Below are 20,062 nucleotides of genomic sequence, written 5' to 3'. Positions count from 1 at the left end.
CGCCCGCCGGCCCGTCCGCTATAATGCGGCAACACTGACGATCTCGGAGGATACGGATATGGCGCGCATCACGCTCAGGCAGCTCCTCGACCACGCCGCCGAGCACGGCTACGGGGTGCCGGCCTTCAACATCAACAACATGGAGCAGGGCCTCGCCATCATGGCGGCGGCCGACGCCACCGACTCGCCGGTGATCCTTCAGGCGAGCCGCGGCGCCCGCTCCTATGCCAACGACGTCGTGCTGGCCAAGCTGATCGACGGCCTCGTCGAGATCTACCCCCACATCCCGGTCTGCATGCACCTCGACCACGGGAACAACGAGGCGACCTGCGCCACCGCGATCCAGTACGGCTTCACCTCGGTGATGATGGACGGGTCGCTCAAGGCCGACGGCAAGACCCCGGCGGACTACAATTACAACGTCGAGATCACCCGCAAGGTGACCGAGATGGCGCACTGGGCCGGCTGCTCGGTCGAGGGCGAGCTCGGCGTGCTCGGCTCGCTCGAGAGCGGCGAGGGCGAGGCCGAGGACGGTCACGGCGCCGAGGGCGTCCTGTCGCACGACCAGCTCCTGACCGACCCGGCCGAGGCCGAGAAGTTCGTCGCCGCCACCAAGGTCGACGCGCTCGCGGTCGCGATGGGCACCTCGCACGGCGCCTACAAGTTCACCCGCAAGCCCGACGGCGCGGTGCTGGCGATGAACGTGATCGAGGAGATCCACCGCCGCCTGCCCAACACCCACCTGGTGATGCACGGCTCCTCGTCGGTCCCGCAGGACCTGCAGGATATCATCAACCAGTACGGCGGCGAGATGAAGCCGACCTGGGGCGTGCCGGTGGAGGAGATCCAGCGCGGCATCAAGCACGGCGTGCGCAAGATCAACATCGACACCGACAACCGGATGGCGATGACCGGCCAGATCCGCAAGATCCTGATGGAGAACAAGGCCGAGTTCGACCCGCGCAAGTACCTGAAGCCGGCGATGGACGCGATGACGAAGCTCTGCAAGCAGCGCTTCGAGGAGTTCGGCACGGCGGGCAACGCCAACAAGATCCGGCCGATCGCCCTGTCCGAGATGGCCAAGCGCTACGCCGCCGGCAAGCTCGACCCGTCCTTCGCCCCCGCGAAGGCCGCCGCGGAGTAATCCACCCGGCGATACGGCCCGCGCCGCATCGCCGCCCCACTCGCGATGCACCAGGGCGGGCGGCCGCAAGGCCGTCCGCCCCGTGCGTTTCTCGCCCCCGTTCGCCCCGAAGGCTCGACGTTCCCGATGGCCGATCCCCAGACCCGCCTCATCCTCCTCACCGCCCCCGAGGCCGGCCCGGATCTCAGGGACCGCCTCGCCCGCGCGGTCGCGGCCGGCGACGTCGCCGCGGTGATCCTGCGCCTGCCGGCGGGCGACGAGCGGGCGCTCGTCAACGCCGTCAAGGCGGTCGCGCCGGTCGTGCAGGACGCCGGCGCGGCGCTCGTCATCGCCGGCGGCGGGGGACTCGATCTCGCGACCGTGGCGTCCCGCAGCGGCGCCGACGGCGTCCACGTCCAGGCGAACGAGGACGAGGCGGGCCCGGCGGAGGCTTCGTCCGACGGGGACGACGAGGAGGAGGACGACCGCAAGGGGCCGCTGCACGCCTTGCGCGAGCGCCTGCGCGACGGCCGCATCCTCGGCGTCGGCGGCATCCGCAGCAAGCACGCCGCGATGCAGGCCGGCGAGGCGGGCGCGGACTACATCCTGTTCGGCGACGATCCCGGGCTGCCCCTCGACGACCTCGTGGCGCGGCTGACCTGGTGGGTCGAGATCTTCGAGACGCCCTGCATCGCGCTTGCCCGCGACCTCGCGGCCGTGCCCGACCTCGTGGCGACCGGCGCGGAGTTCATCGGCCTCGATCCCGCGCTCTGGGCCGGGGAGGGGGGCGAGGCCGCGGTCGCCGCGGCGCAGGCGCACATCCTGAACCGCCCGGCGGGCGGGGAGGGGTGAGGATGCGCCGTTCCCGCCTCGCGACGCTGGCGCTCTCCGGGACGCTGGCCTTGGGACTCGCGGCCGGACCGGCCGCGGCCCGGTCCGGCCCCTCGACGACCGAGCCCGCCGCCGCCCCGCCGGGTGCCGCCGCGCCCGGTTTCGGTTCCCCCAATGCCTTCGGGGCCAAGGTCAACACCTTCGGCGCCAAGTCCACGACCCTGCCGGGCGCCGCCACGCTGCCGCCCGCGCCGTCGAACGACCCGAATGCCGACCTCGCCTACGGCGCCTACCAGCGCGGCTTCTACGTCACGGCGTTCCGCGAGGCGACGAAGCGGCTGGAGAAGAACAAGACCGACTTTCCCGCCATGACCTTGCTGGCGGAGCTCTACAGCCAGGGCCTCGGCGTGCGCCAGGACCCGGTGCGGGCCGCCGAATGGTACCGCCTGGCCGCCAATCTCGGCGACGCGCACGCCGCCGCCACCCTCGGGATGATGCAGATCGAGGGCCGCGGCGCGCCGAAGGATCCGGCCGCCGGCCGCGCGCTCCTGGAGAAGGCCGCCGCCCGGGCCGACGCCACCGCGAGCTACAACCTCGCCCTGATCCTGCTCGGCTCGGGCGCACCGGCCGACCTGACCCGCGCGATCGAGCTCCTGCGCCAGGCCGCCCACCAGGAGCTGGCCCCGGCCCAGCACGCGCTCGGCGTGCTCTACCTCCAGGGCCGCGGCGTGGCGAAGGACACCACCAAGGCCGCCGGCTGGTTCCGCCGCGCCGCCGACAACGGCGATCTCGCCGGCGAGGTCGAGTTCTCGATCCTGCTGTTCAACGGCGAGGGCGTGCCGAAGGACGAGGCCCGCGCCGCCCGCTACTTCCGCCACGCCGCCTTCCGGGGCAACGCGGTGGCGCAGAACCGCGTCGCCCGCCTCTACGCCAGCGGCCGCGGTATCCCGAAGAACCTCGTCGAGGCCGCCGCCTGGGACATGGCCGCCCGGGCGCAGGGGCTGTCGGATGCCTGGCTGACGCAGGCCGTGTCCGGGCTCACCCCGGAGGAGAAGGCGCGGGCGGAGCGACTGGCGGCGGACCGGGCGGGGCCTTGAGGCGGTCTTCGGATCGCTCCAGCTCCTGGCCCGACGGAGCCTTCACGGTTCTGCGCAGGGCTGCGTCACCCGAAAAGTGGTTTCCTCGTCTCGGGTTGATGCTCTAGAGCCAATCACCAGCGAGGCGCCCCGCGCGGATGCGGCCGCGCGCCTCTCACTCACGTTCATCCCGCGCGGGCGCGACCGCCCGCCCTCGAAGGATCGTTCCATGACCCCGACCCGCATTCCGGGAGCCGCCGCCCGATGATCGTCTCCCCCCTGATGACCGTGATGGTCGATGCCGTGCGCAAGGCGGCGCGCGGGCTCAAGCGCGACTTCGGCGAGATCGAGAACCTCCAGGTCTCGCGAAAAGGACCGGGCGACTTCGTCTCCGCCGCCGACCGCAAGGCCGAGGCGACCTTGCGCGAGGCGCTGACGAAGGCGCGGCCGGGCTACGGCCTCGTGATGGAGGAGAGCGGGATCATCGAGGGCCAGGACAAGACCCATACCTGGCACGTCGATCCCCTCGACGGCACCACCAACTTCCTGCACGGCGTGCCGCATTTCTGCATCTCGGTCGGCCTCGAGCGTGAGGGCACGATCGTCGCCGCGGTGATCTACGAGCCGATCAAGGACGAGCTCTACATCGCCGAGCGCGGCAAGGGCGCCTTCCTCAACAACAAGCGCCTGCGCGTCGCCGGCCGGCAGGACCTCGCCGACAGCCTCGCGCTCTACGGCTCGCCTTATCTCGGCCGCGGCAGCCATCCGCGCCTGCTCAAGGAACTCGCCGCCGTGATGGCGGTGACCGGCGGCGTGCGCCAGACCGGCTCGGCCGCCCTCGACCTCGCGGCGGTGGCCTGCGGCCGGGCCGACCTGTACTGGGAGCGCGACATCAAGACCTGGGACATGGCGGCCGGCCTGCTCCTGGTGCGCGAGGCCGGGGGCTTCGCCACCAGCGCCGACGGCGGCGCCGATCCGATGACCGCCGGCTCGGTCGCCTGCGGCAACGAGGTGCTGCAGCGCGAGCTGGTCGCCATCCTGCGCAAGGTCGGCGGCTGACCGCGCCAGGCCCGGACCGAGGCCGGTCCGGGCGCCCGCCTCGCCCCGCACTCGAACCCGAAGGTCTTTTTCCATGGACCCGCGCACCACGTCCGCCCTCAAGGACGCGATCCGCTCGATCCCGGACTATCCGAAGCCCGGCATCATGTTTCGCGACATCACCACCCTGCTCGGCGACGCCCGCGCCTTCCGGCGCGCGGTGGACGAGCTGGTACACCCTTACGCCGGCGGCCGGATCGACCAGGTCGCCGGCATCGAGGCGCGGGGCTTCATCCTCGGCGGCGCCATCGCCCACCAGCTCTCCTCGGGCTTCGTGCCGATCCGCAAGAAGGGCAAGCTGCCTCACACCACGGTCTCGATCGCCTACGCGCTCGAATACGGCACCGACGAGATGGAGATCCATTCGGACGCGGTGAAGCCCGGCGACCGGGTGATCCTGGTCGACGACCTGATCGCCACCGGCGGCACCGCCACGGCGGCGGTCGAACTCCTGCGCCGGATCGGCGCCGAGGTGGTGGCGGCCTGCTTCGTCATCGACCTGCCGGAACTCGGCGGCGCCGACCGCCTGCGCGCCCTCGACCTGCCGGTGCGTACCCTGATCGAGTTCGAGGGGCATTGAACGACGAAAGGCGGGCCTTGCGGGCCCGCCTTGTCTGTCCGTTCCGGGTGATCCCGCGCAAGACGCCCTTTGTCAGGCAGCCCTTTGTCAGGCAGCCTTGGCCAGGCTCTCGAACAGCCCGCGCCCGTCGGTGCCGCCGACCAGGCCTTCGACGAAGTTCTCCGGGTGCGGCATCAGCCCGAGCACGTTGCGGGCCTCGGAATAGATGCCGGCGATCGAGTTGAGCGAGCCGTTGCGGTTGGCCTCGACCGTGAGCGCTCCGGTCGCGTCGCAGTAGCGGAACGCCACCCGGCCCTCGCCCTCGATCCGCGCCAGCGTCTCGGGATCCGCGAAGTAGTTGCCCTCGCCGTGGGCGACGCAGACGTCGATCACCTGATGCTCGGTATAGGCCCGGGTGAAGGCGGTGTCGGCGCGCTCGACCCGCAGGGTCTGGCGGTGGCAGATGAAGCGGCGGTTGACGTTGCGCATCAGCACGCCCGGCAGGAGGCCGGACTCGCACAGGATCTGGAAGCCGTTGCAGATGCCGAGCACCAGGCCGCCCCGGGCGGCGTGGGCCCGCACCGCGTCCATGGCGTGCGCCCGTCCCGCGATGGCGCCGCAGCGCAGGTAGTCGCCGTAGGAGAAGCCGCCGGGCAGCACCGCGAGGTCGGTGCCGGCGGGGAGCTCGGTCTCGGTGTGCCACACCGAGGTCACCTCGGCGCCCGACAGCCGCAGGGCCCTGGCGACGTCGGCGTCGCGGTTCGAGCCCGGGAAGACGACGACCGCGGCCTTCATCGGGCGATCTCGACGCGGTAGTTCTCGACCACGGTGTTGGCGAGCAGCCGGTCGCAGGCCGCCTTCACGGTCGCCTCGGCGCTCGCCTCGTCGGCGGCGTCGACCTCGACCTCGAAGAACTTGCCCTGGCGCACGCCGGCGATGCCGGAGATCCCGAGCGAGCGCAGCGCCCCCTCGATCGCCTTGCCCTGGGGGTCGAGGACGCCGGTCTTCAGGGTGACGGTGACGCGCGCTTTCATCGGCAAGACCTTCGGCAGCGGGAGGGCTTCTTGCCGCTCCCGATAGTGCGGATCGTGCGCTGAGGCAACGCCGCCCGCGGCGGCCGCGCGGGCCGCATTGATCTTTGCTGGTAGGATTCTATTACTGGCGGCTATCGCGACCGGGCGGGGTCGCCTCGCGCGAGGGCGGCGCGGGGTTCAGGGGCAGGTCATGTCGGACGCCGACGACGCGTTCATTCGTCAATCCTTCGACCTGATCGACGGTCTCGACGGGCTGTCGGACCCGCTCGACGTGCAGAAGACGATCTTCGATCTCGTGGCCCGCTGCGGCTTCTCCTCCTTCGCGATCACCCGGCTGCCGCAGGCGAGCGAGCGGATCAGCCCCCACATCCTGCTCAGCGTCTGGCCGCAGGACTGGCTGGCGCATTACGACCGGGTCGGCCACTACCGCTACGATCCCGTGGCGCGCCACTGCCTGCGCACCACCGAGCCCTTCGTCTGGAGCGAGGTGCCCTACGAGCCCGAGACCGCGCCCCAGGCCCGCCGGGTGATGGAGGAGGCGCGCGAGCACGGGCTGGGCGTGGGCTACTGCGTGCCGATCCACGATGCCAGCGGCTTCCTGGGCGGGTTCTCGCTCGCCGGCGAGCGGGTCGACATGACGCCGCGGGTGCGCCGGGCCATCCATCTGCTCGGGCTCTACGCCTGGTCGGCCGCCTCCCGGACCACGGCCCGCCGGCGCCGGCCAGTCGGCCGGCTCCTGAGTGCCCGCGAGCGCGATGTCCTCTCCTTCGCCGCGCAGGGCCGCACCCGGGAGGAGACCGCCGACCTCCTCGGCGTCTCGGTCGAGACCGTCGCGACGCACCTGCGCAACGCCCGCAGCAAGATCGGCACCCGCAACACCACCCACACGGTGATCGAGGCCCTGCGCCTGCGCGAGATCACGCTCTGACACGATTTTCGCACGCTTCCTTCCGGACATCGTATCACCAGCCCGCGCGGTGACGCCGTAGGCTTCGCACGCCCGAGCGAAGCCGATTTCCGCATTGCGACCGCGATCCGGCACGATCGCCTGAAAGCAATCGCTCGGAAATCGTATGATCTCGTCCCGAGTCGATTGCTTGCGGATATGAGGTCGGGAGCCCTTCGCGGCGCCCGGAGCCGAGCCCGATGCGGGGCACCCCGGCAGATCGCGCTAAACTCGCTCTCGTCCTACCGGTTTTCGGGGATACCGGAGCGCGTCCACCTCTGGCCTTATGGAGGCCGGTACCGAGGGACATCGGCGCATGATCCGCCTCCACGTCATCGACCGGGCGAGCCGTGGCGCCTACGCGGACGCTCTGGCGCAGCACCACGCCCTGCGATGCGCCGACGCCGGGGAGAGCGGCTGCCGGACGCTGCGCGCCGTCGATGCCGCCGGGCGCGACCGGTTCGACGGCGAGGCCACGCGCTACCTGCTCGCCATCGACGATGACGGCCAGGTCGCGGGCGGCACGCGGCTCCTGCCCTCCGACGAGCCGACGCTCCTGAGCGAGATCTTCCCGCACCTCGCCGAGATACGCGGCTTCGAGCGCGGGCCCGCGACGTGGGAATGCACCCGGTTCTTCGCCTCGGCGCGCTTCCGCGAGGATCGGCCGCTGTCGCGAGCGGCCGGGGTGGTGGCGGCGGGCCTGATCGAGCACTGCCTCGAGCAGGGCATCCCGCGCCTGAACCTCGTCATCGAGACCTGCTGGATTCCCCAGATGGCGGATATCGGCTGGAATCCGCGGCCCCTCGGCCTGCCGGCCGTCACGGCGGGCGTCTCGCTCTGCGCAGTGACGATCGCGATGACCGAGGAGGCGCTGGAGACGACCCGAGCCGCCTACGGCGTCGACACCCCCGTCCTCGCCGGGGCCCGCCCTTCGATTCCGCCGGCCCGGGCCCGGCCCGGGTGCGGCCTGACAGCCTGAGATCGCCCGCGATGCCGCGTCCCGACGACACTCACCTCTCCACCCCGATCCTGCGGAGCGTGCGCCTGCCGGCTCGCCCGCCCGCTCCGGCCGACCGCCTGGCCGAGCACCTGATCGAGGCCTACCGGCACGCCGCGGAGTGCCAGGACCCGGTCGCCCTCGACCTGATCCGGCTCGCGCTCTGGCACGTGGGCCGGACCTATCCGCCCGCGGACGCCACGGCATCCGCCAAGGAGCGGTGGTCATGACCTTCGGCGCATCCCCTTTCACCCGGTCCCGCCGCGGGCCGGCCCGTCCCGACACCCGTTCCGCTCCCGACCAGGCACGCACCACGATGGCGACCGCTCATCCTTTCCCTCTCCCGTCCCTCTCCCAGGCCGCCCGGGCCGAGATCCAGGCCCTGCGCCTCGCCGCCGGCATCCTCGACCTGCAGTGCACCGCGAGCCCGGACATCCGCGACCTGCCCTCGGTGCAGGCGATGATCCGGGCGGCCGCGGCGGTGTTCGACGAGCTCGGCTTCGGCGAGGAGGGCGAGGCCGAGCGGGCGATGTCGTGCTGAGCGGCGAGGGGCCGCTTCTCTCTTTCGCCGGATGATGCACCGGGCGGACCCTCCCCCGCAGAGGCAGGGCTGCCCGGGCAAAGGGGTGGCGCGCCTCCCCTCTCCCACTCGGGAGAGGGGATCCCGCGCTTGATTTCGAGAGGGATTTTTCCTGGACAGCCCTGCCGCAGACGGGGGGAGGGTTCAGGGCGCGGCGTTCAATACGCCACCCGCTTCTCGACGTAGCGGAACTGGATCGCCGTCAGCCCGATCACGATCGCCATCAGCACCACCGACTGCGCCGCCGAGCCGCCGAGATCGGCGCCGATGCGGCCGTCCTGGTAGACCTTGTAGACCAGGGTCTGGGTCGCCCGGCCCGGGCCGCCGTGGGTGAGTACGTCGATGACGCCGAACGTCTCGCAGAAGGCGTAGACGACGTTGACCACCATCAGGAAGAACGTGGTCGGCGAGAGCAGCGGGAAGACGATGGTCCAGAATCGCCGCGCCGGACGGGCGCCGTCGATCGCCGCCGCCTCGATCACGCTGCCCGGAATCGCCTGGAGGCCGGCGAGGAAGAACAGGAAGTTGTACGAGACCTGCTTCCAGGCCGCCGCCATCACCACCAGGATCATCGCGTGGTTCCCGTCGAGCAGCGGGTTCCACGGGATGCCGATCTGGTTGAGCCCGCGGGCGATCAGCCCGAGGCCCGGCTGGAACAGGAAGCCGAACAGCACGCCCGCCACCGCCGGCGCCACCGCGTAGGGCCAGATCAGCAGGGTCCGGTAGATCCCCGAGCCGCGGATCTCCCGGTCGGCCATGACGGCGAGCAGCAGCGCGAAGCCGAGAGAGAGCCCCGCCACCGCCGCGGCGAAGACCAGCGTGGTGGCGAGCGCCTGGTAGTAGGCCGGATCCGTGAACAGGGCCCGGTAGTTCTCGAACCAGACGAACTCGGTCGAGAGCCCGAACGCGTCCTGCATCTGGAACGACTGCCAGACCGCCTGCACGGCCGGCCAGTAGAAGAACAGGCCGACGATGAGGAGCTGCGGCGCGATCAGCGCCGCCGGCAGCAGCCGGCCTCCGAAGGTGACGCGCTCGGGCCCCATGATGTTACCGTCCGGCCTGCTTCTCGAACTGGCGCAGCATCGCGTTGCCGCGGGTCGCCGCCTCGTCGAGGGCCTGCTTGGCCGTCTTCTTGCCGGCGAGCGTCGCCTCGATCTCCTCGGCCCACATGTCGCGCATCTGCGGCAGGTTGCCGAGGCGCAGGCCCCGGGAATTCTCGGTCGGCGGCTTGTTGGTCAGTTCCTTGATCGGCACCTCGAGCGCCGGGTTCTTGTCGTAGAAGCCGTCCGCCTTGGACTTCTCGTAGGCCGCCTTGGTGATCGGCATGTAGCCGGTGGTCTGGTGGAGCTTCGCTTGGCGATCCGTATCGGACAGGAAGCTGAAGAACTTCGCCACGCCCTTGTACTCGTCGGGCTTCTTGCCGCCCATCACCCACAGCGAGGCGCCGCCGATGATGCTGTTCTGCGGCGCGCCCGGAACGTCGGGATAGTACGGCATCGGCGCCGAGGCCCAGGCGAACTTCGCCGCGCCCTTGACGTTGCCGTAGGAGCCGGACGACCCGAACATGATCGGGCACTCGCCGGCGGTGAAGCGGCCGAAGCCGCTGTCGTAGCGGCCGGAATAGTCGAAGGACTTGTCCTTCTGCGCCTCGGCGAGGTTGCCGATGTGCTTGACCTGGAGCGGGCCGTTGATCTCGAGCGTGGTGTCGAGGCCGTCCATGCCGTTCGCCTTGGTGGCCACCGGCACGTTGTGCCAGGCCGAGAGCTGCTCGATGTTGAGCCAGGTGACCCAGGTGGTCGAGAAGCCGCAATTCGGGAAGCCGTTCTGCGTCAGCTTCTTGGCCGCCGCGAACAGGTCCGGCCAGGTCTTCGGCGGCTCGGAGAGGCCGATCGCCTTCAGGGCGTCGAGGTTGACCCACATCACCATCGACGAGGAGTTGAACGGGAACGAGAGCATCTCGCCCTTGGTCGTCGAGTAGTAGCCGGTGATCGCCGGCAGGTAGGCGCTCGGGTCGAACGGCTCGCCCGCGTCCTTCATCAGCTGGTAGACCGGCTTCACCGCGCCCTTGGCCGACATCATCGTGGCGGTGCCGACCTCGAACACCTGCATGATGTGCGGCGCGGTGCCGGCGCGGAAGGCGGCGATGCCGGCATTCAGCGTCTCGCCGTAATTGCCCTTGTAGGTCGGCACCACCTTGTAGTCGCTCTGCGAGGCATTGAACTCGTCGGCGAGGCGGTTGACCGCGTCGTTGTTGGCGCCCGTCATCGCGTGCCACCATTGCAGCTCGGTCACGGCGAGCGCCGGGGTGGCGGCCAGGCCCAAGCCGAGGCCGGCGAGCGCGATGCGGATGGTCGTGGTGGGGGCCATCGGGTGTCCTCTCCTCGTGTGCGGCCCCTCATGCGGGGCCCGCGTGACACTCCGACGACAAAAGCGCCGGTGCGACGCGGCCCGCACCGTTCCGGCGGCGGGCGCTTGTTGGTAGCTGGCTAAGCACAGCCGTGCCGAGCGAGCAAGGGAGGTTGTGACGGCTACGACCGCTTGCGGTTGCGCAGGGCCTGGATGGTCGTCGTCGGGGTGATCGCCTCGGGGTCGATCGGGCAGTGCAGGATCGCCGGCAGGCCCGACTCGATCGCCCGCGCCAGTGCCGCCGGAAAATCCTCCGTGCGCTCGACCCGCTCGCCGTAGCCGCCGAAGGCCTTGGCATAGGCGGCGAAATCCGGGTTCCGGAGCGCGGTGCCGGAGACGCGGCCGGGATATTCCCGCTCCTGGTGCATCCGGATCGTGCCGTACATCCCGTTGTCGACCAGGATGATGATGACCGGCAGGTCGTACTGCACGGCGGTCGCGAAGTCCTGGCCGTTCATCAGGAAGTCGCCGTCGCCCGACACCGCCACCACGGTGCGCTCCGGCAGGAGCCGCTTGGCGCCGATGGCGGCGGGCACGCCGTAGCCCATCGAGCCCGAGGTCGGGGCGAGCTGGCCGTCATGGGCGCGGAACGGCCAGAACCGGTGGACCCAGGTGGCGAAGTTGCCTGCCCCGTTGCACAGGATCGCGTCCGCCGGCAGCGCCTCGCGCAGATGGGCCATCACGCCGCCCATCTGGAGGGTGCCCGGCGTGGTGATCCGGGATGGATCGCTCCAGGCGAGGTAATCGGCGTGCAGGGCCTCGGTGCCGGCGGCCCAGGGCAGGGCCCGGGGCGGCTGCACCGTCTCGATCGCCGCCGCGAAGGCGGTGGGGCTCGCGTTGATCGCGAGCGCCGGGCTGTAGACGCGGCCCAGCTCCTCCGGGTCCGGGTGGACGTGGACGAGGGTCTGGCGGGGTCCTGGAATGTCGAGGAGCGTGTAGCCCTGCGACGGGATCTCCGACAGCCGGCCGCCGACGAGGAGCAGGAGGTCGGCCTCCTCGATCCGGGCCAGGAGCTTCGGGTTGACGCCCAGCCCGAGATCGCCGGCGTAGCAGCGATGGTCGGCCGGGATGGTGCCCTGGCGCCGGAACGAGCAGGCGACGGGGAGCGAGAACAGGTCGGCAAAGCGAGCGAAGCGCCGCACGGCCTGCTCCGACCAGCGGCTGCCGCCGAGGATCGCGAAGGGCTTCTCGGCGCGAGCGAGGAGGTTCTGGAGCTCGACCATCTGGGACAGCGCCGGATGGGTCTCGACCGGCCGGAAGGCGGGCGCGTCGGGCACGCTCGCCGTCCCGGTCAGCATGTCCTCGGGCAGCGCGATCACCACCGGGCCGGGCCGGCCGGCGGTGGCGACGTGGAAGGCGCGGGCGACGAGTTCCGGCAGGCGCTCGGCGCTGTCGATCTCGGTCACCCACTTGGCGATGGTGCCGAACACCGCCCGGTAATCGAGTTCCTGGAACGCCTCGCGCTCGCGCGCCGCCCGCTCGATCTGGCCGACGAACAGGATCATCGGGGTCGAGTCCTGCTTGGCGATGTGCAGGCCCGGCGAGGCGTTGGTGGCCCCGGGCCCGCGGGTGACGAAGCAGATGCCGGGCTTCCCCGTCAGCTTGCCGTGCGCCTCCGCCATCATGGCGGCCCCGCCCTCCTGCCGGCAGACGGTGAGGCGGATCTCGGCGTCGTGCAGCGCGTCGAGCACCGCGAGGTAGCTCTCGCCGGGCACGCAGAAGATGTCGCCGACGCCGTGGCGGGCGAGCTGGTCCACCAGGATCTGCCCGCCGGTGCGGGGGCGGGGGGCGTCGGTCATGGGCGTGTCCTCCGTCGAGTCATCTTCTTGAGTTGCTTCTCGCGCGTGCTGTGTAGACTGAGGCCTTGCGAGCGCTGCCTGCTCTGACTTGGCGCTACCAATCCGACCGACGCTTCACGGCTTCAGGATTCGTGCCAACGCGATGACTGCTCCGATGATAGCGAGTGTCTGGAATCCTATAAGCCCGGCGACCCATTTGATGACATCGCTCTTGGTCGACTCGATGCGCGATTCGAGACGCAATTCAGTCTCTCGCAGACTCGCTTTGACGCCCTCAATATCGGATTTCGTGCCGGCTTTCAGTGCTTCGATGCTTGTTTCGACACTCTTGAAATCCGTTTTCGTTGGAATGTCGCCTTGGATTGCCTCGACAAAGGCATCGGCTAGACCCTCTGCCTGCTCTGGCGGCATCTTCGCTCGGTCGCGGAGCGTACGAGCGAATTTGAGGGTGTCGAAAGCGATCGAGGTCATGGCGGGGTTCGGGCACCTTCCGGAGGCTCGTACCAACGATCATAGCAGTCCGTACCGGCCTTGGCTCGCGTAGCCGGTACGAATGGAATGCGTCACCCGCCCCAGGCCGGATCCGCCAGCACGCTCTCGGTATGATCCCCGACCTGCGGCGAGGCGGTCTCGGCCGCCATCGGCACGCCGTCGATGACGATCGGCGAGCGCACGCTCGGGATCGTGCCGCCCTTCGCCCGCGGATCGGGCAGGTCCAGGCGCATCCCGCGATGGACCACCTGGGGGTCGGAAAAGACCTCGGCGAGGTCGTTGATCGGGCCGACCGGGACGTTGACCGCGCCGAGCCGCGCCAGCAGATCGGCCTTGCTGTGGCGGCTGGTCTCCGCCGCGATGAGCGGGATCAGCACGTCGCGCCGCGTCACCCGGCCGGGATTGGTCGAATAGTCCGGATCGAGGTGCCAGGTGGTGCCGAGCACGGTGCAGAACTTCTGGAACTGCCCGTCGTTGCCGCAGGCGACGATGATGTGGCCGTCCGAGGTCGGGAAGACCTGGTAGGGCACGATGCTGGTATGCTCGTTGCCCATCCTGGGCGGCAGCATCCCCGACACGAGGTAGACCAGGGCCTGGTTGCCCAGCACCGAGACCTGCGTGTCGAGGAGCGCCATATCGATGTGGCAGCCCTTGCCCGTGGCGTGCCGGCCCTGGAGTGCGGCGAGGATCGCCACCGTGCCGTAGACCCCGGTGAACACGTCCGCGAAGGCGACCGCGGTCTTGACCGGCTCGCCCTGGGGCTCGCCGGTGAGCGACATGATCCCGCCGAGCCCCTGGACCATGAAGTCGTAGCCGGCCCGCGGCGCGTAGGGGCCGTCCTGGCCGAAGCCGGTGACCGAGCAGGTGATGAGCCGCGGGTTGAGGGCGCTTAAAGCTTCGTGGTCGAGGCCGTACTTCTTCAGCCCCCCGACCTTGAAGTTCTCGATCACCACGTCGGCGTGGGCGGCGAGCTTCTTCACCACCGCCTGGCCCTCGGCGGTCTCGAAATCCGCCGCGACCGAGCGCTTGCCGCGGTTCGTCGAGTGGAAATACGAGGCCGAGAGCGTGTCGCCATGTGCGCCCTCGACGAAGGGGGGGCCCCAGGAGCGGGTGTCGTCGCCGACGCCCGGCCGCTCGACCTTGACCACGTCGGCGCCGAGATCCGCCAGGAGCTGGCCGATCCAGGGCCCTGCCAGGATGCGGGCGAGTTCGAGCACCTTGATGCCGGCGAGCGGTTTGTGCACGGAAACGATGCCTCCCGTCAGGCGCCTCCCGTTCCAGGATGGCGCTTTCGGATTCCCCCGCGGGAATCTCAGTCCCGCTTGCATACGACGCAGTTCGAGCCGCGGGAAAGCCCGCCCGCCTCCGGTCAGCCCTGCACCAGCCGCCGTCCGGTGGCAGGGTCGAACAGGTGCAGGGCGGAGGGCTCGATCGCGAGGCGCACGGTGTCGCCCTCCTGCTGGCCCGAGCCCGCCGGCACCTGCACCGCGACGTCGGTGCCGGCGAGCGGCCCGTGCAGCAGGCGGGTGGCCCCGAGTTCCTCCACGAAGGCGATCCGGAAGGGGAGGCCGTCCTCGGCGATCCGCAGGTCCTCGGGCCGGATGCCGGCCTCGACCGCGGTGCCCGGCGCGACCCCGGAGACCGGGATCACCGCGCCGTCGATCCGCACGCCCCCGGCGACGGCCTCGGCCTTCAGGATGTTCATCGGCGGCGAGCCCATGAAGGTCGCGACGTAGCGGGTGGCGGGGCGGCGGTAGATCTCGATCGGCGTGCCGACCTGCTCGATCTGCCCGCCATTCATCACCACCAGCCGGTCGGCCATGGTCATCGCCTCGACCTGGTCGTGGGTGACGTAGACTGTGGTGACGCCGAGCTGGCGCTGGAGGCGGCGGATCTCGACCCGCATCTGCACCCGGAGCTTGGCGTCGAGGTTCGACAGTGGCTCGTCGAACAGGAAGACCTGGGGCTTGCGCACGATCGCCCGCCCCATCGCGACGCGCTGGCGCTGGCCGCCCGAGAGCTGGCGCGGGTAGCGCGTCAGCATCGCATCGAGGCCCAGCAACCGCGCCGCCTCCTTCACCCGGGTCTCGATCTCGTCCTTGGGCGTGCCGCGGTTGCGCAGGCCGTAAGCCAGGTTGTCGTAGACGCGCATGTGGGGATAGAGCGCGTAGTTCTGGAACACCATCGCGATGTCGCGGTCGGCGGGCTCGACGTCGTTGACGGTGCGGCCGCCGATGGTGATTGCCCCCGAGGTCACGGTCTCGAGGCCGGCGATCATCCGCAGCACCGTGGACTTGCCGCAGCCGGACGGGCCGACGAGGACGCAGAAGGCGCCGTCCGGCACGTCGAGCGAGACGCCGCGCACCGCGTCGACGCCGCCGGAATAGGTCTTGCGCAAGTTGTCGAGGGCGAGGCCGGCCATCAGACGCGTCCGATCGTACGGGAGTAGGTCACTTCTCGGTCTCCACCAGGCCGCGCACGAACAGCTTCTGCATCGCGAACACCACCACGACCGGCGGCAACATGGCGAGCACCGCGGTCGCCATGACGATCTGCCACTCGGTGAGCTGGTCGGTGATCGAGGTCATCTTGCGCAGGCCGATCACCACCGTCTGCATGTCGTCGCGGGTGGTGACGAGGAGCGGCCAGAGATACTGGTTCCAGCCGTAGAGGAACTGGATCACGAACAAAGCCGCCATCGTCGTGCGCGAGAGCGGCAGCAGGGTGTCGAGGAAGAACCGCACCGGCCCGGCCCCGTCGATGCGGGAGGCCTCGACGAGCTCGTTCGGCACCGTGAGGAAGAACTGGCGGAACAGCAGCGTCGCGGTCGCCGAGGCGATCAGCGGCAGGGCGAGGCCGGCATAGGTGTCGAGGAGCTGGAGGTCGGCCGCGACCTTGTAGGTCGGGTAGATGCGGACCTCGACCGGCAGCATCAGGGTGACGAAGATCGCCCAGAACGCGGTCTGCCGGAACGGAAACCGGAAGTAGATCAGCGCGTAGGCCGAGAGCAGCGAGATGAAGATCTTTCCCAGCGCGATGGCGAGCGCCATGATCGTGCTGTTGAGCAGCATCAGCCCGACCGGCGCCCCGGCCATGCCGGATTCGGTCAGCGCGCGCCGGTAGGTCTCGAATCCGTGGGTGCCCGGCCAGAGCGGCATCTGGCCGTTGGCGATGGTGGCGGCGTCGTGGGTCGAGCCGATCAGCGCGAGGTAGACCGGGAAGACGACGATGCCGACCCCGAGGCAGAGCACGAGGTGCGGGATCAGGTTGCCGAAGCGGCGGTTCTCGACCAACGGGGCCGCTCCCTGGCGGGTGGTTTCTTCGTGTTCCGGTGCCGCACGCGCGTGACGGGCGTGCGACGCTTGGGGTCCCCGGTGCGTCGCAGGCTCGCGCCGCGAAGCCGGCACTCACTGTCGTGAAGCCGGCTTAGCATCGGTCAAGCTCTGACGAAAGCGCCGCTTGTCCGTCAGATCTTCAGGCCGGCCTCTCCGGCGAGCGCCTTGAGGTCCGCTTGCGGCCGGGCGCCGAGATGCGAGATCACCTCGGCGGCGGCCACCGCGCCGAGACGGGCGCAATCGGCGTGGTCGAGGCCGCGGGCGAGGCCGGCGAGGAAGCCCGCCGCGAACAGGTCGCCGGCGCCGGTGGTGTCGACCACCTCGCGCACGGGCGAGGCCGGCACGGATTTCGTCTCCGCGCCCGACACCACCAGGGCGCCCTCCTCGGAGCGGGTGACGACGCCGAGAAGGCCCTTCTCCTCGCGGAGCGCCGCGAGCGCCGCGTCGGCGTCGGCGGTCTGGTACAGGCTCTTCAGCTCGTGGATGTTGGCAAACAAGATGTCGAGGCTGCCGTCGCGGATGAGGCCGAGAAACTCGTCGCGGTAGCGGTCGACGCAGAACGCGTCCGACAGGGTCAGCGCGACCTTGTTGCCGGCGGCATGGGCGATCTGGGCGGCCTTGCGGAACGCCTCCTTGGCGGCCGGCGGGTCCCACAGGTAACCCTCGAGGTAGACGTAGGCAGCGCCCTTCACGGTGTCCTCGTCGACGTCCGCGGCGCAGAGGCCCTGGCAGGCGCCGAGATAGGTGTTCATCGTGCGCTCGCCGTCCGGCGTCACCAGCACGAAGCAGCGGGCGGTGGCCGGCCCTTCCGTCGCCGGGGCGACGTCGAAGCGCACGCCGGTGGCCTTGAGGTCATGGGCGAACAGGCGGCCGAGCTCGTCGTCGCGCACCTTGCCGATGAAGCCCGCCCGGGCTCCGAGGACGGCCGCGCCGACCGCCGTGTTGGCGCCCGAGCCGCCCGAGATCACCGTCGCCGGGCCCATCACCTGAAACAGGTGCTCGGCCCGCGCCTCGTCGATGAGCTGCATCGCGCCCTTGTGCACTTCCTCGCGCACCAGGAAGGCCTCGTCGGTGCGGGCCATCACGTCGACGATGGCGTTGCCGAGGACGAGGAGGTCGAGGGAGGCGGTCATGCAGGGGCCCGTGCGCGAGGGATCGGGCCGCCTGTCGCACTCGCCGCCGGGAGGGTCAAGCCGCGGCCTTCACGCCGCCTCGAACAGCGACGCCACGGGAAGTTCGAGGCCCAGCGGGTCGAGGACGAGGGTGCCGTCCTGGAGGAAGGCGCTTTCGATCCCGTCGCCGGCCCGGCGGTGGTGGACGACGGTGCGGCGGTCGGGATCGACCATCAGGTAGTGGCGGATGCTCGGCACCCGGAAGTAGCCGGTGAGCTTCTCGCTCGCGTCGGTGCGGCGGGTGCTGGGGGACGAGACTTCGACGACGATGACGGGATTGTCCACCTCGACCGCATCGGGGCCGATGCGGGGGCCGCAATAGACGAGCGCGTCCGGCTCGTAGGCCGTACGAGTGTCGGTGCGGACGGTCATCCCGTCCGGCATCGCTTCGCATGCGTCACCTGCGGCGTGCACCGCACGCCGCAGAGCGTCGAAGACCGCAACCCGCGTCCTTGCATGCCGCGCCGGCTCGGCTGCCATCGCGTAGACCTCGCCCTGCACGAGTTCGTAGCGTCCCGGATTGTCCTCGCTCCAGGCCAGGTACTCGTCGACGCTCATGCGGGTCTGCGGGAGCGGCTTCATCGCGCTGAACCTGTTGGTGACGTGCCGACAGCGATTATTCTAGCACGCGGCTCCGCGCCTGCCGCAAGGATCTCCCGTCCCGGCCGCGTCCTCACCCCCGCAGCAGCGAGAGCAGATCCGCCGGCAGGTCGCCCCGCCGGGCCCGCTCGGCGAGGCACAGCAGCAGCGCCACGCTCGCCCCGTCGGTGATCGCGCCCGACAGGGCCTCGCCCACCGCCTCGGCGAAGGGGAGGCGGCGCACCCGCAGGCTCTCCTGCGGGTCCGGATGGGCCGGGCCGCGCTTCAGGTTCCAGGCGACGAAGGCCGGCATCTGCTCGCTCGAGATGCCCGGCGAGGCGTCGAGGCGCAGCACCTCGAGCCAGGATTCCGCCTCGTCGCCGGTCTCCTCCGCCAGTTCGCGCCGCGCGGTGGCGAGCGCGTCGTCGGCGACCGCGCCGGAGCCGCGGGGCAGTTCCCAGGTGAAGCGGTCGAGCACGTAGCGGTACTGGCCGATCAGGCTGACCCGGCCGGCGGGATCGACCGGCAGCACCGCGACGCCGTACACCTTGAAGCGCAGGGCGACGTGGGGGTGCTCGCGGCCGGATTCGTGCCGCAACTGGTCGAGGTCGACGCCCAGATAGCGGTCCTCGTAGCGGCGCTCGCGCGAGAGCGTCACCCAGGGATTGGTGCGGTCGGTCATGCGCGCCTGCCATTCCTGCCCGGGCTTCTTAGCCCGGGCTTCTTGGCGATCCCGCCTGCGTGCAGGATGCGGGCCGGCAACGCGGGGCGGGCGCGAAAGATCGCGCCGCCCCGCGATCTCACAGCGTCTCGAGCAGCCGCCGCATCAGCCGCATCCGCGGGGCGATCGAGGAGATCAGTCCGTATTCCTGGAGCGTGTGCGCCCCGTCGCCGTCGATGCCGAGGCCGTCGAGGGTCGGGATGCCGAGCGCCGCCGTGAAGTTGCCGTCCGAGCCGCCGCCGGTGAGCGGCACCTCGCCGAGCTCGAACCCGAGCTCGTCCCGCGCCAGCGCCTTCGCATGGGCATAGAGCGCGGCGCCGGCTTGCGACGCGTAGGGCGGCCGGTTCATGCCGCCGGTCACCGCCACGCGAAAATCCTGGGTCGCGGACAGCCCGAGGATCCGGCCGGCGTAATCCTCCCCGTCCGCCGCGGTCACGACCCGCAGGTCGACGGCAAAGCGGCAATGCTGCGGCACCACGTTCTCGGCGGTGCCGCCGGCGATGACCCCGACCGTGGTGGTGACGCCGCGGGAATAATCGGTCAGCCCCTCGATCTCCAGGATCAGCCGGGCGGCCTCCCGGATCGCGTTGCGGCCGTCGGCGTGGCGGGTGCCGGCATGCGAGGGCCGGCCCTCGACATGGACGTCGAAGCGCCCGACGCCTTTTCGCCCGGTCACCACCTTGCCGCCGTCGCGGCCGGGCTCGGTCACAAGCACCGCGGAACTCGCCCGTCCCAGATCCTCGATCAGCGCGCGGGTCGATTGCGAGCCGGTCTCCTCGTCGCTGGAGAACAGGAAGGCGAGGGGCCGCCGCGCGAGGCCGCCATGGGCCGCCGCCGCGAAGGCCTGGAGCGCCAGCCAGGCGCCGCCCTTCATGTCGTAGACGCCCGGGCCGTAGAGCCGGTCGCCCTCGACCCGCACCGGCAGGTCGTTCGCCAGCGTGCCGATCGGATGCACGGTGTCGAGGTGGGACAGGACCAGGATGCCGGGCTCAGCCTTCCGGGGGCCCGCGCGCAGGATCAGGTTGTCGCCGAAGCCGTCGCGGCCCGGCACCCGCTCGGCGTCAAGGCCCAGGCTGGCGGCCTCGGCGGCGACGAGGTCCATCATCCGGTTCACGCCGTCGGTCGAATCCGTCGGGCTCTCCACCGCCAGCCAGCGCGAGATGGCCGCGACGGCACGCTCGGGCGAGAGGTCGGTCGGGTGCGGGGAGGGGGTCATCGTGGCCTCGGGGAACGGTCTAACAACGAGAATGCACCGCCGCTTCGGCGCGCGAAATGCGGCGCAATCAAGAAGCGGGCCTGCACCGCCACCGCCGG

At 70.7% G+C, this 20,062-nt stretch carries 22 protein-coding genes; 9 read left to right on the top strand and 13 right to left on the bottom strand.

All coding sequences use genetic code 11. The features are described 5' to 3' along the window. Positions 1–58: 58 nt before the first annotated feature. The 5 genes from fba (at position 59) to ACS5PV_RS10300 (ending at position 4,708) form a co-directional block, all read left to right on the top strand. Positions 59–1,144, top strand: a complete 1,086-nt coding sequence (gene fba / locus ACS5PV_RS10320) for a class II fructose-bisphosphate aldolase (protein ID WP_455395244.1) — start codon at positions 59–61, stop codon at positions 1,142–1,144. A 126-nt stretch (positions 1,145–1,270) separates the two neighbouring features. Beyond that, on the top strand, positions 1,271–1,975 hold the full coding sequence (locus tag ACS5PV_RS10315; protein ID WP_455395243.1) for a thiamine phosphate synthase: 705 nt from the start codon (positions 1,271–1,273) through the stop codon (positions 1,973–1,975). A gap of 2 nt (positions 1,976–1,977) precedes the next feature. Continuing rightward, the gene (locus ACS5PV_RS10310) at positions 1,978–3,051 is read left to right on the top strand and encodes a tetratricopeptide repeat protein (protein ID WP_455395242.1); all 1,074 of its coding nucleotides are present in this window, start codon (positions 1,978–1,980) and stop codon (positions 3,049–3,051) included. Positions 3,052–3,294: 243 nt separating this feature from the next. Further along, a complete protein-coding gene (locus tag ACS5PV_RS10305) occupies positions 3,295–4,089 on the top strand; it encodes an inositol monophosphatase family protein (RefSeq protein WP_455395241.1) in 795 nt (264 codons plus the stop codon). Positions 4,090–4,162: 73 nt separating this feature from the next. Then, positions 4,163–4,708, top strand: a complete 546-nt coding sequence (locus ACS5PV_RS10300) for an adenine phosphoribosyltransferase (RefSeq protein ID WP_058618423.1) — start codon at positions 4,163–4,165, stop codon at positions 4,706–4,708. Positions 4,709–4,795: 87 nt separating this feature from the next. Here ACS5PV_RS10300 and purQ read toward each other — a convergent pair whose 3' ends face one another. Both purQ and purS read right to left on the bottom strand, forming a co-directional pair. Beyond that, a complete protein-coding gene (gene purQ, locus ACS5PV_RS10295; protein ID WP_455395240.1) occupies positions 4,796–5,482 on the bottom strand; it encodes a phosphoribosylformylglycinamidine synthase subunit PurQ in 687 nt (228 codons plus the stop codon). Next, the gene (purS, locus tag ACS5PV_RS10290) at positions 5,479–5,721 is read right to left on the bottom strand and encodes a phosphoribosylformylglycinamidine synthase subunit PurS (protein WP_109959050.1); all 243 of its coding nucleotides are present in this window, start codon (positions 5,719–5,721) and stop codon (positions 5,479–5,481) included. The genes purQ and purS overlap by 4 nt, the downstream gene beginning before the upstream one ends. Before the next feature lie 190 nt (positions 5,722–5,911). On the opposite strand from purS, the gene ACS5PV_RS10285 reads away from it, so the two are divergent. From ACS5PV_RS10285 to ACS5PV_RS10270, 4 genes are all read left to right on the top strand, one after another. Next, positions 5,912–6,649 carry a helix-turn-helix transcriptional regulator gene (locus ACS5PV_RS10285; protein WP_455395239.1) on the top strand — a complete coding sequence of 246 codons (738 nt, stop codon included), beginning with the start codon at positions 5,912–5,914 and terminating at the stop codon, positions 6,647–6,649. A 334-nt stretch (positions 6,650–6,983) separates the two neighbouring features. Next, the gene (locus ACS5PV_RS10280; protein WP_455395238.1) at positions 6,984–7,646 is read left to right on the top strand and encodes an acyl-homoserine-lactone synthase; all 663 of its coding nucleotides are present in this window, start codon (positions 6,984–6,986) and stop codon (positions 7,644–7,646) included. Between the two features lie 11 nt (positions 7,647–7,657). Further along, on the top strand, positions 7,658–7,894 hold the full coding sequence (locus ACS5PV_RS10275) for a hypothetical protein (protein WP_455395237.1): 237 nt from the start codon (positions 7,658–7,660) through the stop codon (positions 7,892–7,894). After that, entirely contained in the window at positions 7,891–8,205 is a 315-nt protein-coding gene (locus ACS5PV_RS10270; protein ID WP_455395236.1) for a hypothetical protein, read from the top strand. The genes ACS5PV_RS10275 and ACS5PV_RS10270 overlap by 4 nt, the downstream gene beginning before the upstream one ends. 197 nt (positions 8,206–8,402) lie before the next feature. On the opposite strand, the gene ugpA is transcribed toward ACS5PV_RS10270, so the two are convergent. The 11 genes from ugpA to ACS5PV_RS10215 all read right to left on the bottom strand — a co-directional run bounded on the left by ugpA (position 8,403) and on the right by ACS5PV_RS10215 (position 19,964). Next, complete coding sequence (gene ugpA / locus ACS5PV_RS10265) at positions 8,403–9,287, bottom strand: sn-glycerol-3-phosphate ABC transporter permease UgpA (RefSeq protein WP_455395235.1); 885 nt, start codon at positions 9,285–9,287, stop codon at positions 8,403–8,405. 4 nt (positions 9,288–9,291) lie between these two features. Continuing rightward, positions 9,292–10,611, bottom strand: a complete 1,320-nt coding sequence (ugpB, locus tag ACS5PV_RS10260) for a sn-glycerol-3-phosphate ABC transporter substrate-binding protein UgpB (RefSeq protein ID WP_455395234.1) — start codon at positions 10,609–10,611, stop codon at positions 9,292–9,294. Between the two features lie 161 nt (positions 10,612–10,772). After that, positions 10,773–12,449 (bottom strand): thiamine pyrophosphate-binding protein, encoded by a 1,677-nt coding sequence (locus ACS5PV_RS10255; RefSeq protein ID WP_455395233.1) that lies wholly within the window; start codon positions 12,447–12,449, stop codon positions 10,773–10,775. A gap of 114 nt (positions 12,450–12,563) precedes the next feature. Then, positions 12,564–12,920, bottom strand: coding sequence for a DUF1640 domain-containing protein (locus ACS5PV_RS10250; RefSeq protein WP_455395232.1), 357 nt, complete (start codon positions 12,918–12,920; stop codon positions 12,564–12,566). A 92-nt stretch (positions 12,921–13,012) separates the two neighbouring features. After that, positions 13,013–14,185: a CaiB/BaiF CoA transferase family protein gene (locus ACS5PV_RS10245; RefSeq protein WP_455395231.1), complete on the bottom strand. Its 1,173-nt coding sequence runs from the start codon at positions 14,183–14,185 to the stop codon at positions 13,013–13,015. 125 nt (positions 14,186–14,310) lie between these two features. After that, positions 14,311–15,363, bottom strand: coding sequence for an ABC transporter ATP-binding protein (locus ACS5PV_RS10240; RefSeq protein WP_455395230.1), 1,053 nt, complete (start codon positions 15,361–15,363; stop codon positions 14,311–14,313). Positions 15,364–15,391: 28 nt separating this feature from the next. Then, a complete protein-coding gene (ugpE, locus tag ACS5PV_RS10235) occupies positions 15,392–16,234 on the bottom strand; it encodes a sn-glycerol-3-phosphate ABC transporter permease UgpE (RefSeq protein ID WP_455395229.1) in 843 nt (280 codons plus the stop codon). Between the two features lie 173 nt (positions 16,235–16,407). Further along, entirely contained in the window at positions 16,408–17,409 is a 1,002-nt protein-coding gene (locus ACS5PV_RS10230) for an adenosine kinase (protein ID WP_455395228.1), read from the bottom strand. Positions 17,410–17,478: 69 nt separating this feature from the next. Beyond that, entirely contained in the window at positions 17,479–18,006 is a 528-nt protein-coding gene (locus ACS5PV_RS10225; protein ID WP_455395227.1) for a Uma2 family endonuclease, read from the bottom strand. Between the two features lie 115 nt (positions 18,007–18,121). After that, complete coding sequence (locus tag ACS5PV_RS10220) at positions 18,122–18,709, bottom strand: NUDIX domain-containing protein (RefSeq protein WP_455395226.1); 588 nt, start codon at positions 18,707–18,709, stop codon at positions 18,122–18,124. 118 nt (positions 18,710–18,827) lie between these two features. Further along, the gene (locus ACS5PV_RS10215; protein WP_455395225.1) at positions 18,828–19,964 is read right to left on the bottom strand and encodes a M20 family metallopeptidase; all 1,137 of its coding nucleotides are present in this window, start codon (positions 19,962–19,964) and stop codon (positions 18,828–18,830) included. Between the last annotated feature and the right edge of the window lie 98 nt (positions 19,965–20,062).

It is taken from the genome of Methylobacterium sp. Gmos1 (assembly GCF_053764715.1).
Note: the sequence above shows the minus strand (reverse complement) of the source record. Positions and strands in the feature narration are given on the sequence as shown.

Excerpts from the sequence above, each read along its gene's own strand:
- ACS5PV_RS10315 (WP_455395243.1), top strand. The coding sequence starts at position 1,271 with ATGGCCGATCCCCAGACCCGCCTCATCCTCCTCACCGCCCCCGAGGCC.
- fba (WP_455395244.1), top strand. The coding sequence starts at position 59 with ATGGCGCGCATCACGCTCAGGCAGCTCCTCGACCACGCCGCCGAGCAC.
- ACS5PV_RS10220 (WP_455395226.1), bottom strand. The coding sequence starts at position 18,709 with ATGACCGACCGCACCAATCCCTGGGTGACGCTCTCGCGCGAGCGCCGC.
- ACS5PV_RS10305 (WP_455395241.1), top strand. The coding sequence starts at position 3,295 with ATGATCGTCTCCCCCCTGATGACCGTGATGGTCGATGCCGTGCGCAAG.
- ACS5PV_RS10230 (WP_455395228.1), bottom strand. The coding sequence starts at position 17,409 with ATGACCGCCTCCCTCGACCTCCTCGTCCTCGGCAACGCCATCGTCGAC.
- ACS5PV_RS10285 (WP_455395239.1), top strand. The coding sequence starts at position 5,912 with ATGTCGGACGCCGACGACGCGTTCATTCGTCAATCCTTCGACCTGATC.
- ugpA (WP_455395235.1), bottom strand. The coding sequence starts at position 9,287 with ATGGGGCCCGAGCGCGTCACCTTCGGAGGCCGGCTGCTGCCGGCGGCG.
- ACS5PV_RS10280 (WP_455395238.1), top strand. The coding sequence starts at position 6,984 with ATGATCCGCCTCCACGTCATCGACCGGGCGAGCCGTGGCGCCTACGCG.
- ACS5PV_RS10225 (WP_455395227.1), bottom strand. The coding sequence starts at position 18,006 with ATGAGCGTCGACGAGTACCTGGCCTGGAGCGAGGACAATCCGGGACGC.
- ACS5PV_RS10250 (WP_455395232.1), bottom strand. The coding sequence starts at position 12,920 with ATGACCTCGATCGCTTTCGACACCCTCAAATTCGCTCGTACGCTCCGC.
- ACS5PV_RS10300 (WP_058618423.1), top strand. The coding sequence starts at position 4,163 with ATGGACCCGCGCACCACGTCCGCCCTCAAGGACGCGATCCGCTCGATC.
- ugpB (WP_455395234.1), bottom strand. The coding sequence starts at position 10,611 with ATGGCCCCCACCACGACCATCCGCATCGCGCTCGCCGGCCTCGGCTTG.
- ACS5PV_RS10275 (WP_455395237.1), top strand. The coding sequence starts at position 7,658 with ATGCCGCGTCCCGACGACACTCACCTCTCCACCCCGATCCTGCGGAGC.
- ACS5PV_RS10240 (WP_455395230.1), bottom strand. The coding sequence starts at position 15,363 with ATGGCCGGCCTCGCCCTCGACAACTTGCGCAAGACCTATTCCGGCGGC.
- ACS5PV_RS10310 (WP_455395242.1), top strand. The coding sequence starts at position 1,978 with ATGCGCCGTTCCCGCCTCGCGACGCTGGCGCTCTCCGGGACGCTGGCC.
- ACS5PV_RS10255 (WP_455395233.1), bottom strand. The coding sequence starts at position 12,449 with ATGACCGACGCCCCCCGCCCCCGCACCGGCGGGCAGATCCTGGTGGAC.
- ACS5PV_RS10270 (WP_455395236.1), top strand. The coding sequence starts at position 7,891 with ATGACCTTCGGCGCATCCCCTTTCACCCGGTCCCGCCGCGGGCCGGCC.
- ACS5PV_RS10215 (WP_455395225.1), bottom strand. The coding sequence starts at position 19,964 with ATGACCCCCTCCCCGCACCCGACCGACCTCTCGCCCGAGCGTGCCGTC.
- purQ (WP_455395240.1), bottom strand. The coding sequence starts at position 5,482 with ATGAAGGCCGCGGTCGTCGTCTTCCCGGGCTCGAACCGCGACGCCGAC.
- purS (WP_109959050.1), bottom strand. The coding sequence starts at position 5,721 with ATGAAAGCGCGCGTCACCGTCACCCTGAAGACCGGCGTCCTCGACCCC.